19 protein-coding genes and 1 tRNA gene are annotated in these 16,025 nt (G+C 59.2%); 10 read left to right on the forward strand and 10 right to left on the reverse strand.

Features of this window, described 5'->3' with window-relative positions:
• Positions 1–38 precede the first annotated feature (38 nt).
• Positions 39–932, forward strand: coding sequence for an oxygen-dependent coproporphyrinogen oxidase (gene hemF / locus ABJH13_RS05515; protein WP_348405218.1), 894 nt, complete (start codon positions 39–41; stop codon positions 930–932).
• Between the two features lie 25 nt (positions 933–957).
• Here hemF and hemC read toward each other — a convergent pair whose 3' ends face one another.
• Entirely contained in the window at positions 958–1,905 is a 948-nt protein-coding gene (gene hemC / locus ABJH13_RS05520; protein ID WP_348405219.1) for a hydroxymethylbilane synthase, read from the reverse strand.
• Positions 1,906–2,007: 102 nt separating this feature from the next.
• Between hemC and hemE the strand changes: the two genes are divergently transcribed.
• The 7 genes from hemE (at position 2,008) to ABJH13_RS05555 (ending at position 8,150) form a co-directional block, all read left to right on the forward strand.
• Entirely contained in the window at positions 2,008–3,042 is a 1,035-nt protein-coding gene (gene hemE, locus ABJH13_RS05525; protein WP_348405220.1) for a uroporphyrinogen decarboxylase, read from the forward strand.
• Positions 3,043–3,096: 54 nt separating this feature from the next.
• Positions 3,097–3,173, forward strand: a tRNA-Met gene (locus tag ABJH13_RS05530).
• Positions 3,174–3,356: 183 nt separating this feature from the next.
• Positions 3,357–4,394, forward strand: coding sequence for a TRAP transporter substrate-binding protein (locus ABJH13_RS05535; RefSeq protein ID WP_348405221.1), 1,038 nt, complete (start codon positions 3,357–3,359; stop codon positions 4,392–4,394).
• A gap of 67 nt (positions 4,395–4,461) precedes the next feature.
• Complete coding sequence (locus ABJH13_RS05540; protein WP_348405222.1) at positions 4,462–4,962, forward strand: TRAP transporter small permease; 501 nt, start codon at positions 4,462–4,464, stop codon at positions 4,960–4,962.
• A 10-nt stretch (positions 4,963–4,972) separates the two neighbouring features.
• Entirely contained in the window at positions 4,973–6,292 is a 1,320-nt protein-coding gene (locus tag ABJH13_RS05545) for a TRAP transporter large permease (RefSeq protein WP_348405223.1), read from the forward strand.
• A gap of 71 nt (positions 6,293–6,363) precedes the next feature.
• Positions 6,364–7,905 (forward strand): benzoate-CoA ligase family protein, encoded by a 1,542-nt coding sequence (locus ABJH13_RS05550; RefSeq protein WP_348405224.1) that lies wholly within the window; start codon positions 6,364–6,366, stop codon positions 7,903–7,905.
• Between the two features lie 110 nt (positions 7,906–8,015).
• Positions 8,016–8,150, forward strand: coding sequence for a hypothetical protein (locus ABJH13_RS05555; RefSeq protein ID WP_348405225.1), 135 nt, complete (start codon positions 8,016–8,018; stop codon positions 8,148–8,150).
• A gap of 34 nt (positions 8,151–8,184) precedes the next feature.
• Here ABJH13_RS05555 and ABJH13_RS05560 read toward each other — a convergent pair whose 3' ends face one another.
• Entirely contained in the window at positions 8,185–9,849 is a 1,665-nt protein-coding gene (locus ABJH13_RS05560) for an ABC transporter substrate-binding protein (protein WP_348405226.1), read from the reverse strand.
• A 236-nt stretch (positions 9,850–10,085) separates the two neighbouring features.
• Between ABJH13_RS05560 and ABJH13_RS05565 the strand changes: the two genes are divergently transcribed.
• Positions 10,086–10,481, forward strand: coding sequence for a RidA family protein (locus ABJH13_RS05565; protein WP_348405227.1), 396 nt, complete (start codon positions 10,086–10,088; stop codon positions 10,479–10,481).
• An 8-nt stretch (positions 10,482–10,489) separates the two neighbouring features.
• Here ABJH13_RS05565 and ABJH13_RS05570 read toward each other — a convergent pair whose 3' ends face one another.
• The 4 genes from ABJH13_RS05570 to rplS form a co-directional block, all read right to left on the reverse strand.
• The gene (locus tag ABJH13_RS05570; protein WP_348405228.1) at positions 10,490–11,005 is read right to left on the reverse strand and encodes a DinB family protein; all 516 of its coding nucleotides are present in this window, start codon (positions 11,003–11,005) and stop codon (positions 10,490–10,492) included.
• A gap of 188 nt (positions 11,006–11,193) precedes the next feature.
• Positions 11,194–12,003 (reverse strand): division plane positioning ATPase MipZ, encoded by an 810-nt coding sequence (locus tag ABJH13_RS05575; RefSeq protein WP_348405229.1) that lies wholly within the window; start codon positions 12,001–12,003, stop codon positions 11,194–11,196.
• Positions 12,004–12,199: 196 nt separating this feature from the next.
• Positions 12,200–12,421, reverse strand: coding sequence for a 50S ribosomal protein L31 (gene rpmE, locus ABJH13_RS05580; RefSeq protein ID WP_348405230.1), 222 nt, complete (start codon positions 12,419–12,421; stop codon positions 12,200–12,202).
• 11 nt (positions 12,422–12,432) lie between these two features.
• Complete coding sequence (rplS, locus tag ABJH13_RS05585; protein WP_348405231.1) at positions 12,433–12,816, reverse strand: 50S ribosomal protein L19; 384 nt, start codon at positions 12,814–12,816, stop codon at positions 12,433–12,435.
• Positions 12,817–13,156: 340 nt separating this feature from the next.
• On the opposite strand from rplS, the gene ABJH13_RS05590 reads away from it, so the two are divergent.
• Positions 13,157–13,708 (forward strand): hypothetical protein, encoded by a 552-nt coding sequence (locus ABJH13_RS05590; RefSeq protein WP_348405232.1) that lies wholly within the window; start codon positions 13,157–13,159, stop codon positions 13,706–13,708.
• A gap of 22 nt (positions 13,709–13,730) precedes the next feature.
• Here ABJH13_RS05590 and trmD read toward each other — a convergent pair whose 3' ends face one another.
• The 4 genes from trmD to ABJH13_RS05610 all read right to left on the reverse strand — a co-directional run bounded on the left by trmD (position 13,731) and on the right by ABJH13_RS05610 (position 15,987).
• Positions 13,731–14,522: a tRNA (guanosine(37)-N1)-methyltransferase TrmD gene (gene trmD / locus ABJH13_RS05595; protein ID WP_348405233.1), complete on the reverse strand. Its 792-nt coding sequence runs from the start codon at positions 14,520–14,522 to the stop codon at positions 13,731–13,733.
• Between the two features lies 1 nt (position 14,523).
• A complete protein-coding gene (gene rimM, locus ABJH13_RS05600) occupies positions 14,524–15,030 on the reverse strand; it encodes a ribosome maturation factor RimM (protein ID WP_348405234.1) in 507 nt (168 codons plus the stop codon).
• A 248-nt stretch (positions 15,031–15,278) separates the two neighbouring features.
• Positions 15,279–15,641: a 30S ribosomal protein S16 gene (gene rpsP / locus ABJH13_RS05605; protein ID WP_348405235.1), complete on the reverse strand. Its 363-nt coding sequence runs from the start codon at positions 15,639–15,641 to the stop codon at positions 15,279–15,281.
• Positions 15,642–15,690: 49 nt separating this feature from the next.
• A complete protein-coding gene (locus ABJH13_RS05610) occupies positions 15,691–15,987 on the reverse strand; it encodes a chorismate mutase (protein WP_348405236.1) in 297 nt (98 codons plus the stop codon).
• Between the last annotated feature and the right edge of the window lie 38 nt (positions 15,988–16,025).

Raw genomic sequence — 16,025 nt, forward strand, 5'->3', positions numbered from 1 at the left:
AACGTGGTGTCAGGATAGGCTGACACATTGGACGACGCATGACCGACAGTTTTGAGACTCAAAAGACCCGTGCCGCCGCGTGGTTTCGCACCCTGCGCGATGATATCGTAGCGGCCTTTGAAACGCTGGAACGCGACCACACCCAAGGTCCGATGGCTGATGGCACGCCCGGCACATTCGAGGTGTCTGAGACTCAGCGCACAAGTGATGATGGGTCGGACGCGGGCGGTGGCCTGATGAGCGTGATGCGCGGCGGGCGGGTGTTTGAAAAGGTCGGCGTGAATATTTCGACAGTTTACGGCACCCTTGGAGAACGCGCGCAAACGGCGATGGCCGCCCGCAAGGGTATTCCCGGCATGAAAGACGACCCACGGTTTTGGGCGTCGGGCATCAGCCTTGTGGCACATATGCAAAACCCGCACGCGCCTGCAGTTCATATGAACACGCGCATGTTCTGGACGCCGCATGCGTGGTGGTTTGGCGGCGGGTCTGACCTTAACCCGTGCATCGAATACGACGAAGACACCGCGCATTTCCACGCGCAACAACAAGAAAAGCTCGACCCGCATGGGGCTGATCTTTACCCACGCCTAAAGAAATGGGCAGATGAATATTTCTACATTCCGCATCGTCACCGGGCGCGCGGCGTGGGCGGTATTTTCATGGACGATCTGTGCACCGGCGACTGGGAGGCCGATTTTGCCCTGACCCAAGACATCGGGCGCGCATTTCTGCCGGCCTATGTGCCGCTTGTGCGCAGACGGCGTGTGCAAGACTGGTCAGAGGCCGATAAAGACGCGCAGCTCGTGCACCGGGGGCTCTATGCGGAATACAATCTGGTTTATGATCGGGGCACCAAATTTGGGCTGGAAACCGGCCACGATGCCAATGCCGTGTTGATGAGCCTGCCACCGTTGGCCAAATGGGCCTAGGGGCCGCCCCCTAGCCCCTTTTTGATCAAGTATGCCAGTCAAAGAACCCCGCACCCGCGCGCGACAAAAGCTCTTGGGCGAGGTCCGTGCCCATCTGTGCGCCATCGGCAATCGGACCTGTGCGATGCCCGGCAATGGCCTGCGACCCATCAGGGCGCAGGACCTCACCGCGCAGGTGCAATTGGTCACCGTCCAATTCCGCCAACCCCGCAATAGGCGTCTCGCAGGACCCATCTAAGGTCAACAAAAAGGCGCGCTCTGCGGCCAGCCGTTGACCGGTAGGCGTGTCGTGGATCGCGGCCAGTAATGCCGCGGTGGCCTCATCATTGATGCGCCGTTCTATGCCAATGGCGCCTTGGGCGACAGCGGGCAACATGTCGGTTGTGGCAACCGGTGTCGCGGGTACCTCGGCCATATTGAGCCGGTTCAGGCCAGCCGTCGCCAGAAACGTACATTCGGCAACGCCCTCGCTTAGCTTTTTCAGACGGGTCTGCACATTGCCGCGAAATTCCACCACTTGCAGGTCGGGCCTGTGGTGCAACAGCTGGGCTTTGCGGCGCAGACTTGACGTGCCCACAACCGCGCCCTGCGCCAGATCGGTCAGCGCCGACAGCCGGGGCGACACAAACGCATCGCGCACATCTTCGCGCGGCAAATAGGTATCCAGGATCAAACCTTCAGGCTGGATCGTGGGCATGTCCTTCATGGAATGCACAGCGATGTCAATTTTTTCTGACAATAGGTCTTCTTCGATCTCGCGGGTGAACAACCCCTTGCCGCCGATGTCTTTGAGCGGGCGATCCTGAATCGCATCACCGGTGACCTTGATCACTATGATTTCAAAGCAATCTTGCGTTAAATCAAAGGCTTGTACCAATCTTGTGCGGGTCTCATAGGCCTGTGCAAGCGCCAGAGGCGAACCGCGGGTGCCAATTTTCAGGGGTGTGTCGGGCGTGGGGAGCATGCGTGTCATACCTACATCTTTATGCGCGTCAATTTATCCTGACAACCCGTCAGCGTCTTGACAACCGTGCTCTGGCCCACGACCAACGGGGCGTTAACCAAGAGGATCACCATGGCCCCGACAAAAACCGTACTGCGCGCACTGGCGGGCGAAACCCTTCCGACGCCCCCCATTTGGATGATGCGCCAGGCGGGCCGTTATCTGCCGGAATACAAAGCGACCCGCGCACAGGCCGGCGATTTTCTATCGCTGTGCTACAACCCCGAATTGGCCGCCGAAGTGACGTTGCAGCCGATCCGCCGGTATGGGTTTGACGCGGCGATCCTCTTTGCCGATATCTTGTTGTTGCCGCAGGCGCTGGGGGCGGATTTGTGGTTTGTGACCGGCGAAGGCCCACGGTTGTCGACGATCCAGACGCAGGGTGATTTTGACAAATTGGGCCCGGTGGGCGACATCGACGCCACCCTTAGCCCCATCTACGAAACGATCCGCATTCTGCGTGGGGAACTGCCCGCTGACACAACGTTAATCGGCTTTGCCGGGGCGCCGTGGACGGTCGCGACTTACATGATCGCGGGTCGTGGCACGCCAGATCAAGGCCCCGCGCATGCCTTGATGCAGGAAAATACCCCCCTGTTCGAAGCGTTGCTGGCGCGGATCACGGCCGGAACCATCGAATATCTGGCCAAGCAGATCGAGGCAGGCGCCGAAGTTATCAAGATCTTCGACAGCTGGGCGGGGTCGCTGAAGGGAGATGCCTTCCATAAATACGCGCTGGAACCTGCGCGTGAAATCACTGTGGCGCTCAAGGCGCGGTACCCCCATATCCCGATCATCGGGTTCCCCCGCGAGGCAGGCGACAACTACATCGGGTTTGCCAAAGCGACGGGTGTGGATTGTGTGGCACTTGATAATTCCGTCAGCGCCGATTGGGCAGTACAGCACGTGCAGGTCGATGGGTGCGTGCAGGGCAACTTGGCCAGCCGCCACATGGTCACCGGTGGGCAGGCGTTGGTTGATGAAACGCGCGCGATTGTGAAGGCGTTTTCAGGCGGGCCGCATATCTTTAATCTTGGCCATGGTATCACCCCAGATGCGGACCCAGACAACGTCCAGCGCATGATTGATGCGGTTCGCGATAAATAACCACGATTTGCGGGTTGACGGGCCGGGCGGGCTGCAATAGTCCGTCGCTTCGATGGCGTTATAGCTCAGTTGGTTAGAGCGAACGACTCATAATCGTTAGGTCGGTGGTTCAAGTCCACCTAACGCCACCACCACCACCCGTTTTTCCGCTGGGACGCTGGTTTGCCATAGGGCGAACCGACAGGCGTGATTGGGCGTTGGGCTTGAAATCCAAGGTGACTTGTCATTTGATCTCCGTTAGCAATTCGCTAGGGGGGCTGGCCCGCAGCCCACACTGTACGTGGTTTGATCCAACATCGAGGGGATGCAAAAATATGATGTCACGCAAGGGGTTTCTGAAGGCCGCCACGGCGGCTGCGTTGGTTTTAGGTGTTGGGGCAGGGGCCGCGACCGCACAAGACGTCACGCTGCGCATGCATCAATTTCTGCCCGCGCAGGCCAATGTACCTAGCTTGATTCTGGATGTGTGGGCCGACAACGTCGAAGCCGCCAGCGATGGGCGCATCAAGATCGAACGCTTTGCGTCGATGCAACTTGGAGGCAAACCGCCCGAGCTGATGGATCAGGCGATCGATGGCATCGCCGATATCGTCTGGACGGTCGTGGGCTATACGCCGGGCCGGTATCCGACGACCGAAGTGTTCGAATTGCCGTTCATGATGACCAATGCCCGCGCCATGTCGCGCGCCTATTGGGAGATGTTCGAAACCCATATGAAAGACGGCGAATTCAAGGATGTGCATGTTCTGGGCACGTGGGTGCATGGGCCGGGGTTGATCCATTCCAATACGCCGGTGCGCACGCCGTCCGACATGGAAGGCCTGAAAATACGCGGCGGGTCACGGTTGGCCAATGCGTTGTTGGAAAAGACCGGTGCGACACCCGTTGGCATGCCGGTGCCTGCGGTGCCCGAGGGGCTGTCAAAGGGCGTGATTGATGGCACGACCATCCCGTGGGAGGTCACTGCCGCGCTGAAAATCCCCGAACTTGTGGGCAATCACACAGAATTCACGGGCAATGCGCTGTATTCCCTGACCTTTGTTTTGGCGATGAACAAGGACCGCTATGAGGGGCTGCCAGATGACTTGAAGGCCGTGATCGATGACAATTCGGGCCTGGAATTTTCGGTTTTTGCAGGCGGCACCCAAGAAGATAGCGACGGGCCTGCCCGTGCTGCGGCCGTAGAACGCGGTAACAATATCGTGTCGCTCTCCGAAGAAGAAACCGCGCTGTGGCGCTCTGTGGCCGAACCTGTTTATGATGACTGGATTGCCGAGATGGCTACGAAAAATATCGATGGTCAGGCCCTGATCGACGAGGCCCGCGCGTTGATTGACAAATACACCGAATAACGGTTTGCCCGGCCGCAGCATGGAGCCCCCATGCTGCGGATTTTAACACCCTAAAACGGAGCCCGCCATGCATAACGTTGTGCAGCTGCTCGCCCGGGCGACGGCGATTGTGGGGGGCTTTGTCCTCGTTGGTTTGGTCATCCTGACGACGGTCTCGACCGCTGGCCGCGAATTGGGCATCGGCGAGGTGAACGGCAGCTATGAGATCCTTGAAGCAGGGGTCGCCTTTGCCATCTTTTCGTTCTTTCCGATCTGCCAGCTGCATGGGGCGCATGCCACCGTCGATATCTTTACGTTGCGATTGCCGGTGCGCGGGCAACGGATGATCGCAGCCTTTTGGGAGGTCGTTCTGACCGCTGCCCTGATCTTGATCAGCTGGCGCCTTTACGAAGGCATGCTGCGATATCTGGGCAATGGCGAAACGACGTTGTTCCTGCAATTTCCAGTGTGGTGGGGGTACGCGTGCAGCTTTGGCGCGTCGGTTGCCACCTGCATCGTTGGTCTTTATTGCGCGGCCATGCGTGTGGGCGAAAGCATCACGGGCCGCATCTTGTTACCCGTCGTCTGAGGACCTGAATGTGAGCACTCTTGAACTTGGGTTTTGGTCCTTTCCGGTCCTGCTATTGATGGTCTTTTTACGCGCGCCCATCGGGTTGGCGATGTTGCTATGTGGCTTTGCGGGCTGGTATTTCGCGATGGGCGGCAACCCCAATGTGTTGCTGAATAAACTAAAATCCGAAACCTATTCGCAGTTCTCCAGCTATTCGCTATCTATCATCCCGATGTTTTTGCTGATGGGGCAGTTTGCGACCCTATCGGGCATGTCATCGGCACTGTTCAAGGCCGCCGAGAGCTTTCTGGGTCACCGGCGCGGCGGCGTGGCAATGGCGTCTGTGGGGGCCTGTGCGGGGTTTGGTGCGATCTGCGGGTCGTCTCTGGCCACGGCGGCGACGATGTCCAAGGTGGCCCTGCCAGAGCTACGGCGCTACGGGTATTCGGGCGGCTTTTCCACCGCCACGTTGGCGGCTGGTGGCACGTTGGGCATCCTGATCCCGCCGTCGGTGATTTTGGTGATCTACGCGATCCTGACAGAACAAAACATCGCGAAACTATTCTTAGCGGCTTTTATACCGGGGCTGATGGCGGCCGTGGGGTATATGCTGACGATCTCGGTTTATGTGCGGCTCTACCCGGATGCGGCGGGCACGCGGCCTGCCCAACCCATGTCGGCGCGTTGGGCGGCGCTGGCCAACACCTGGCCGGTGCTGGTGATCTTTGGCGTGGTGGTGGGCGGCATTTATTTGGGCTGGTTCACCCCCACCGAAGGCGCGGCTATCGGGGCGGCGGGCACGGGCATCATCGCGCTGGCCTCGGGCAACCTGACTTGGGGCGTCTTCCGCGACAGCCTGTTTGGCACTGCGCGCACCACGGCGATGATATTTTTCATTGTCTTGGGGGCGGGGTTCTACAACAGCTTTTTGGCGCTATCGGGGGTGCCGCAGTTCATGGCAGATTGGGTGCTGGCACAAGGTCTTAGCCCTTGGTTGGTCCTGTCGGTGGTCTTGGTCTTTTATCTCGTCTTTGGATGTTTGATGGACAGCCTATCGATGATCTTGTTGACGGTGCCAATCTTCTTTCCGGTGATCTCAGCGATGGATTTCGGCATGTCGCCCGAACATGTGGCGATCTGGTTCGGTATCCTTGTCCTGATCGTGGTCGAGGTCGGGTTAATCACACCCCCTGTTGGCATGAACCTGTTCATTATCAACGGGATGGATCGCGATACCCCGATGGCCGAAACTTACAAAGCAGTCATGTTCTTTGTCGGTTCTGACATCGTGCGCGTGATCATTTTGGTGATGTTCCCGGCGCTGACGCTCTTTTTACTGCCCGGGTAACTTTGCATGTATCTGATGGCTTGCGGCAGGCTCGCTGCTATGCAGAATGTTACGTTTTGCGAGGTGTTCATGTGATCAATCTATTGGATAACGCGGCCAGCTATTTTGTCGACCGACACCTGACCGAAGGGCGCGGTGACAAACCCGCCTACCGTGAGGCCGAGAGCGGGCGCAGCCTGACCTATCATCAGCTGGAACAGGGGGCTGGCCGTGTTGCGGGGGCACTGAAACGCGCGGATGTTCGCGCCGAAGACCGCATTGCAATGTTGGTGCTGGACACGGTGGAATTTCCGCAAATCTTCTTTGGTGCGTTAAAATGCGGCGTGGTGCCGATCCCGCTGAACACCCTGCTGGCAGCCCCGATTTATGATGCCATTTTGCGCGATAGCCGGGCGACTGCGCTGTTTGTGTCAGCGCAGCTCTACCCGGAAATCGCACCTATTTTGCACGGCAATCCCTATCTGCGGTCGGTTGTTGTCATTGGCGATGATGCGCCCGAAGGGACGCAGACCTATGATCATTTCATCGCGGGTGCACCGGTGCTGCCCACTCTGCCGGTGTCGCCTGACGAGGTGGCGTTTTGGCTCTATACGTCGGGGTCCACGGGGCGGCCCAAAGGCGCGCAACACGTGCATTCCAGCCTTAAGGCCAGCGCCGACACCTACGGCGCCCATGTCCTGGGATTGACCGAGCAGGACGTCGTGTTTTCGGCGGCAAAGCTCTTTTTTGCCTATGGGTTGGGCAATGCGCTGACGTTCCCATTGGCGGTGGGCGCTACGACCGTTTTGTTCGCAGGCAGGCCGACAGCCGCTGATATGGCCGCAACGCTTACGCAGCAGCAGCCCACCGTGTTTTGCGGCGTGCCCACCTTATACGCGGCGATGGTGGCGTTGCAGGATGGGTCGCCGGTGCCTGACATGGCGCTGCGGCGTTGCATATCGGCGGGTGAAGCCCTGCCCCAAGAGGTCGGCCGGAGGTGGCAGGCCCAGACAGGCATCGCGATCTTGGATGGGGTCGGATCAACCGAGATGCTGCACATCTTCCTGAGCAACCGCCCAGACGATGTGGTCTATGGCACTTCGGGTACACCGGTGCCGGGATATGACGTGCGACTGGTGAATGAGGCAGGCGAGGACGTGGCCGACAATGAGATCGGCGAAATGTTGGTGCATGGGGCCTCAGCGGCGTCGGCTTATTGGAACCGGCGCGACAAAACCCGCGCCACGTTCGAAGGCGTCTGGACCCGCACGGGCGACAAATTCGAACGGCGCACCGACGGGCGGTATGTTTACTGTGGCCGTACCGATGACATGTTCAAAGTGTCGGGTATTTGGGTGTCGCCGTTTGAGGTGGAACAAGCGTTGGCCAGCCACCCTGCCGTCCTGGAGGCCGCCGTGGTCGCCGCGCGGGACACCGAAGGGTTGGAAAAACCAAAGGCCTTTATTGTGCTGGAAACCGCAGCCCCGCCGGATCTAAATGCGCAGCTGATCGCGCATGTGAAATCGCGGGTGGGCAAATGGAAGTACCCCCGCTGGATCGAAGTGGTGGACGATCTGCCCAAGACCGCAACGGGCAAAATCCAACGGTTCAGGCTGCGCGATGGGGCGTCTTAGCCCCCGTGGCCATGGGGCGTTTGATCTATGTCAACGCAGTTTTCATACGTAGGGCGCTAGGCTGGCAGCTGTGACCACGTACCGTTTGCCACCAAAAGGACAGCTGACCTATGCCCGCCAAAACTGCCCCCGCACCATCCCGGCCCAATTGTTTGGGCTGCCCTGACTGCAAAGGCCTGTGCCACGACCTGCTGCAACTGGCGGGTTTGCCCGATGCGATCCTGCGGTCTGCTGGCAACTCTTGAAACGGGCGCTTGGCGGCGCGCGTGTTGCGACAGGTCAAGTCCAGGCAATCCGGGTGGGGTGCACTTCCTCCGTGATGTGATGTGCCGCCCCGACCAGCCCCTCTTTGGTGAAATTATAAAGCGACCGCCAATAGGGTTGGATCGTCACGCCTTCTTCTTGGATCAAGGCCTGCATGTCTTTCATCAACAGACGCCGGTCCTCGATGTCAGGGGTGGCAAGGGCCGTTGCCAACATCGCGTCAAATTCGGCGTTGGCCCAGCCAAATTCGTTCCAGGCCGCGCCAGACCGGTAGGCCAGCGCCCAGATTTGAACGCCCAAAGGACGGTGCGACCAATCAGTGGCAGAAAACGGGTATTCGGCCCACGCATCGCGATAGGTCGCGTTGGGGAAAACCTTGCGGGTGACGGTGATGCCGGCATCGCGCAATTGGGCGGCGACCGCGTCGGTGGTGTCTTTGCGCCACGCATCGTCAATCGACACGAGGTTGTGTTCGAAGTCACCCATCCCTGCCGCATCCATCAAGGCTTTGGCCGCAACCGGATCGGCCTGACGAATCGGTAGTTCTGCATAATCTGGGTGCATGGGCCCCACATGGTGATTTTCTGCCACCAAACCGCGCCCGCCAAAGCCCAGTTCTAGCAAGATGCCATTGTCGACAGCCAGCGCCAGCGCCTGACGGACGCGTTTGTCGGCGTAGGGTTTTATGCCGTTAACCTCGGCCAGCTGATTGGGCCGGATCACAATGGTTGCGGCGGTTTCAATCGCATGTTCGACCCAGCCTTCCAGCGTTGCGAAGACATCAATGAAATCGCCGTCAACCGTTGCGGTCCCATCAATTTCGTCGGCTTTGGCCGCAGCGACATAGGCTGCAGGGTCGGTGCCGTAGTCGATGTATTCGAGGCGATCAATGTAGGGGCCACCAAAGACATCTGTGCCCCACCACTGGTGATCAGGGTTTTTTACCAATACGGCCTTGGCGCCAACCTCTAGTTCGGCGGGCAAATATGCGCCGGTACCGATTGGGGTGTCTCGCATCGTATCGACATTGAACCCTGCGGGTGTGATCGCTGCGGGGTAGTCGGCCATGCCGGGGATCAGCGATATGTCGGGCCGCGGTAAGGTCAGCTTTACGGTGTGGTCGTCCACGACAGTGATCGCCCCCTCTCGCGCCTGGCCCGTTGTGTCGTCGATCAACGTGCCAAACCGGCTGGCCATGGAATTGCCCGCAAGGCTTTGGTCACACCAGCCGCGAATGTTGCGCGCCACGTCTGTCGCGGTGAAGGCATCGCCGTTGTTCCAAGTCACACCTTTGCGCACATGCAGGGTGTATTCGGTGGCGTTGTCGTTGATGTCCCAATTTTCCAGCAAGGTCGGGGTGAACGTCCCGTCGTTTTCATAGGTGACCAAATATTCCAGCCACCCGCGTGTGATATTCGCGATTTGAGGCCAGTCAAACGTCCGTGGGTCTTTGAGCGCGCGGATCTCTTGTTGAATGCGCACAACGCCGCCCTGTTTGTGTCCGGCAGCCTGCGCGGGGGCCGCCAGACCAAGCATGGCATAGGCCGTTGCCGTCGTGGCCCCAAATGCACTGGCTGTGGCCAGAAATTCGCGGCGGTTCACCGGGTCGCTGCGGATCTTAGCTGCCGAGTTCACCACAGTGTCGGGCAGGGGGTGGCCTGTGCGGGTCAGAAATTTCATATGTGTTTTCTCTTTTATGGTGCGCCGGGCCGTGCGCGCGATTTGGGGCGTCGTGTTTGAGGATGTCGATACGCGTGCCAAGTTTCAAACGCGGGTCGCCACACGTCAAGGGGGTCTGCGGTCGGTAGTGGTGCGCTATGCGGCGGGCATCGGCAAAACGGCGTCGGATTTGGCGTTCCCAATCTCTTTATCCTAGGTCATTCTACAGGTGGTTAACCGACAAGAGAGACCTTAGGATGAAATCGTTACTGCCGCCCACCATCGCGCCGCCCTTTGCGCGGTATTCCCACGGCGTCGAACTGCCGCCGGGCGCGCGGATTGTGCGCACATCGGGGCAATTGGGGCTGGCGCAGGACGGCACTGTGCCGGGGGGCGCCGAGGCGCAGGCCGCGATTTGTTTTGCCAATATCACAGCCATTTTGGCCGAGGCCGACATGACGCCCGCGCATGTGTGTCATCTTAGCACGTTTGTCACGGACCGGGCGCATATGGCGGGTTACATGGCCGCCCGCGATGCGTTTCTAACGCAGGCAACGGTGCTGCCATCGTCGACATTGGTGATCGTTTCAGGCTTTACACGGCCCGAATTTGTGGTCGAGGTCGAGGTTTGGGCAGCGGCCCCACCCACATAGCGATGGCGCTATGGCCAATAGGCGCGCGCCGATGGGGCGCGTTCAAACGCAAGGTGGAATTCATCCAATTGGGGCGGTGTGCCCCCCACGGCGTGCAGTTGCACATGGGCCTGTCCGCGATGGTGCACTTGGTGTTGAAACAGATGTAGCAACAGCGCCTGCACGGTCTCGGTGCATGTTTCGGTGGGGCGTTCTGTGCGCCGCGTGGCGGGCAAATCTTGCGGTGTGAGGGCGCTGCAAAATGCGATCAAACGCGTATCAATGGCGGCCTGATCATGCGCAAGACGTGTCAGGGCGGTTTCTTTTATACGGCGGTAAACACTGCGCCCCCGCCCGCCGGCCTGCAGCGCATCAACGTAGTAAAGGTCGACCTCATAGATGTGGTTCATGGTTGCGGCGAGGGTCGCGAAAAAACCCGGTGCCGGTTGCGTGGCGGCACTGGCGGGCACTGCGGCGATGGCCTGATACAGGGTCGCATTCGCCCACGCGTTGTTTTGCGCCATCTTGAGGTATATTTCGTGCATACCCCGACCCTAGCCGCGTTTATAACGCAGGGGTAGCGCGTTTAATCCTTGGGCGGTGTTTTGCGTTTCTTGCGGGCCTGCAGCCAACGCAGCACGAAGAACAGCGCCACGAAGACCCCGATCCAAAAGAATAAATCCGCCAACGCCGTGCTCATATGCAGTGTCCCTTTGACCGTCAAACCGGGGGGTTAGAAATCTACGACAACGCCTGGCAGGTTCAGTGCCTTCATCAAGTCGCGCAGTTCTTGCCGCGCCGCGACGTTCGAAATATTGAGCTGTTTGACCCCGATATCTTTCAGATCCAGCAACGTCAGCCCGCGTGGGAACAATTCGCGAAAGACGACACGTTCCGAAAACCCCGGCGCAATGCGGAACCCAATGCGTTTGCTCAGGTTTTTGACTGCGCGTTCCATCTTTTCCTTGTTGACCATGCGCTGCGCCCCCATGCGGTTGCGCACAACGATCCAGTCGATCGGGGTCAACCCGGCCTGCGCCCGCAATTGCCGCGCGTTCCACACCATTTCGGAATACACCGACGGGCCTTTGATTTGATCGCCCGTGGCGTCGGTGCGAGCCAGCAGATCAAAATCCACAAAGCTGTCATTCAGCGGGGTGATCAGCGTATCGGCCAGCGAATGCGCCACCTGACTAAGCCGCGTATGCGAACCGGGGCAGTCGATCAGGATAAAGTCACTGCCGGGTTCCAGCGCGGCGACCGCAGCCGACAACCGGTGGTCATAGATGTTCTCGCCGGGCTTTAGATGTTCGGCGGGGATCTCGGGCAGTTCGTGCACTTTGGGGCTGGCTAGTGTCAGACCGGCGCTGGCCAAAAAGGCTTGGCGGTTTTCAGTATAGCGCCCAAAGGTGCGCTGCCGCAGGTCCAGATCAAGCGCGCCTACGTTAAACCCCATGCGCGCCAGCGCAGTCGCCACATGCATGGACACGGTGGATTTCCCCGCGCCGCCTTTTTCATTCCCGACGACGATAATATGCGCCATGAGTTGATCCTTTGCCCAGCTGCTTTGCGCAGCTTATCTATTGAGGGGCCACTATATGTAGTGTTCCGTTCTTTGGGAAGGTGCGTTGCAGGTGTTTTCCCGTCTGCCAACCACGGCATGCGTGGGCACCCCGTTTGCGCACAAAAAAACCACGCCGCAGAGGGCGTGGTTTTGTCGTTTATCAAGGTAAATGGCTTTAGAAGCCAAGACCTGCGTATTTGTTTTTGAACTTGGAAACGCGACCGCCTGTGTCCAACAGACGTGACGTTCCGCCGGTCCATGCAGGGTGCACGGAGGGGTCGATATCCAGCGACAGTTGGTCGCCTTCTTTGCCCCATGTGGATTTCATCTGCACAACGGTGCCATCGGTCATTTTGACGTCGATGATGTGATATTCGGGATGTGTATCGGCTTTCATCAGTCCGGTCCTTACGCGCTGGCGCCCGATTTGGGCTTGTAGTTTGTGTTCTCGGTGATCCGTGCGGATTTGCCGCGACGGCTGCGCAAATAGTACAGCTTGGCGCGGCGTACACGGCCACGGCGCACAACGGTGATGCTGTCGATGTTGGTGGAATGCAGTGGGAATACACGTTCCACGCCTTCACCAAACGAAATCTTGCGAACCGTGAAGGAGCCCGCGATGCCGGTGCCGTTGTTGCGTGCAATGCACACACCTTCGTAGTTCTGCACACGGGTACGCGTGCCTTCGGTCACTTTAAAACCAACGCGGATGGTATCACCGGCGCGGAAATCAGGGATCTCTTGTCCCAAAGCGGCGATTTGTTCCGCTTCAATCTGTGCAATCAGGTTCATCTGATCGTCTCCTATGATGCTCGTGGTTGTTCCACGAAGGTTGTGCGGCGTTTCAGAGCTTCCGGTCTGAGGTCGGGTCCGCATGTAGCGCCCGCCGGGAGAATTCAAACGTCTTTCCTTGATCGGCTGTCTTCAGGGGAAAAGAGTGATCTCGACCCATGCAAAACAGATCCGGAGCCCTTATCGCACTCCGAATTCGCGCCGTATATGCGGGATTGCGCTGCGGATCAAGGGCTCACTTTGGCCACATTGCTTTGTTAGGCCTCAGGCTGGGTCAGTCTCTACCGGGGTGGATGGGGGCAGGGGATAAGAAGGAATTTTAGCACGAGGGTATAGTGAAATGACAGACATACCGCTTTCTAGGGTCGATAAGTCACCCGAACGCGAGGACCGCGACCTGTTTCGCACCTATGGCGGCCCCATCGAAGTGGCGCTTGTCCCGCGTATGCACCACACCGATACGGGCGATTTCGTGGCGCGCGGGTTCTTTGGCGACGACTGCGAGATCACAGTGCTGTTTCCCGGACGCCGCGCGAGTGAAATCGGCCCGCTAGAAGCATATTTGCGGTGGCTGGATGGCCGTGCAAGGCGCGCAGCGGTGGCCGCACAACGCCCGTCGCCCAACCCCGATCTGATCCGGTTGGCGTTGCAAATCAAAGGGGCGTGGCGCGTGGTGCCTGCCGAACACAGTGACACCCCCGAGGCCCACCAATTGATCGCGGCGCGTTGGGCGTTCAAGGATCAATCCGGGGCATTGGTGCAATTCGGCGAGGCGCCCGCCTATGATATGCTGCACCGAAAACGCCCGAAATCCTATATCCTCAGCATCCGCGAGACCGACCCAAGCGCCGGGCCGAAAGACGACAAGGGCGGCGCCGCGCCAAGGGTTTAACTGGCGACAGAACCGCCAGACATCACCCGTCTTGGTCGTGTTTTGACCACAGATCCGGGCGCCGGGTACGTGTCAATTCATGGGACTGCGCCTGCCGCCACTTGGCGATATCGCCGTGGTGCCCAGACATCAACACATCGGGAATATCACGCCCTTGCCACGTGGCGGGGCGGGTGTATTGGGGGTGTTCCAGCAGGCCGTTGGCGTGGCTTTCCTCGACGGTGCTGTCGGCGTTACCCAACACGCCGGGCAGCAACCTGACGGTGCTATCGATCAACGCCTGCGCGGCCAATTCGCCCCCCGTCATCACGAAATCACCCAACGACACCTCGGTGATGTTGAACTCTTCCAGCACCCGTTCGTCGACCCCTTCAAAGCGCCCACATAACAATGTCACCCCGTCGCAACGCGCCAAATCACGCGCCATCGCTTGGTCAAACCGCACGCCGCGTGGCGACATATACAAGATCGGCCAGCGCCCGCGCGCATGGCTTTGCGCCTGCGCGATCGCGGGCCCCACAACGTCGGCGCGCAAGACCATGCCCGCGCCGCCGCCCGCAGGCGTGTCATCGACATTGCGATGTTTGCCAACGCCAAAGCCGCGCAGGTCATGGGTGTGCAGTTGCCACCGTCCTTCCTGTAAGGCTTTGCCTGTCAACGATAAACCCAACGTGCCGGGGAATGCATCAGGGAATAACGTGACAATCCGGGCCTGCCATGCCGCAGCCAGCGTTTCGGTGTCGTCCATCAATGATCGGGGCGTCAAAGTGGGGCGCATGGTCTTGCGGGCGTGGCTTTTGGGCGGGTTGGCCATGTCAGAATAACCCGTCGGGCGGGTCTGCGATGATCCGGCCTGACGCCATATCAACCGTGGGCACAGCGGCCATCGTGAACGGCAGAAGCACCGTTTCGGAAGACTCGGGTCGCTGGATTTCCAGCAGATCCCCCGCGCCGTGATCCAACACCGTTTTGACTGTGCCCAGCGGCGTCCCACCGGTGTCGAGCACCTGCAACCCGATCAGATCGGCGTGGTAATATTCATCGTCGGGCAAAGAGGGCAATTGGTCGCGTTGCGCGTATAGCTTGACACCTTTGAGCGCGTCGGCTTGTTCTTTGGTGGCAACCTCGGAAATTCTGGCGACAAATCCGTTTTTGGTCGGGCGGATCAGGGCCAGATGATAGGCCGCATCGCCTGTTTCAGAGGTCAGCGGGCTATATGTTTCGATATCTTCGGGCTGGGCGCAAAAGCTTTTGATGCGCAATTCCCCACGCACGCCATAGGCGCCACTGACTGTACCGACACAGAGTTTATCCGCACTCATTCGTCTACTCCTATGCACAGACCTTCTGACATCTCGCCTCCGCGAGTGTTGCAGGTGTCGCTGGTGTTTGCGCGTTCAAAAAAGACCCCCGCCAAAAAGGACAGGCCCAACAAGATCAGCATGCGGATCGGTCGAAACATTTGATGCCAGTGTGCAGGGGGGCAAGACACCAAGGCCCACAATGCTGCGGGCCCCGGTTAAGATATGCAAAGGGCGGAGCCAAGGGCCGCGCGCCCGGACGTCGCGATTTATTCCGCGGCGTCTTCTGCAGGTGCAGCAGCCTTGGCGGCTTTTTCTTCGGCGCGCTCTTGGGCTTTTTTGCCGGGCGTCCCTTTGTTGGGGTTATTGCGCACGGTTTTTTCTTTCAAACCAGCGGCTTCCAACATGCGTGATACGCGGTCTGTGGGCTGTGCGCCCTCGGACAGCCAGTGCTGCACGCGCTCAACGTCCATTTTCACGCGCTCTTCGCTGTCTTTAGGCAAAAGCGGGTTATATGTGCCCAGTTTTTCGATGTAACGGCCATCGCGTGGCATGCGGCTGTCGGCGGCCACAATGCGGTAAAATGGGCGTTTCTTGGAACCGCCGCGGGCGAGACGAATTTTCATAGCCATGATGTATTTCCTTTTACGTTCAAGAGGTCGGCGGGTTTTCAGGCCCGCGTTATTTCTGGTGTTGGTGGTGATGCTGAATGACTTCAGCGATGATGAAGTTGAGAAACTTCTTGGCGAATTCGGGGTCCAGATCGGCCCGGTTCGCCAAATCTTCGAGCCGTTCGATCTGTGTCGCTTCGCGCGTGGGATCGGACGGGGGAAGGTCGTGTGCGGCCTTGAGTTTCCCCACAGCCTGTGTGTGCTTGAACCGCTCGCCCAGTGTATACACCAAGATCGCGTCAAGACGGTCGATGGATGCGCGGTGCTCTTTCAGCACCTCGGCCGCACGTGTGACAGCTTGGGTCATGCGGTGTCTCCAGATATGGGGCGGCGCACCACCTGAGT

Source organism: Roseobacter sp., assembly GCF_039970775.1.
GTDB lineage: Bacteria > Pseudomonadota > Alphaproteobacteria > Rhodobacterales > Rhodobacteraceae > Roseobacter.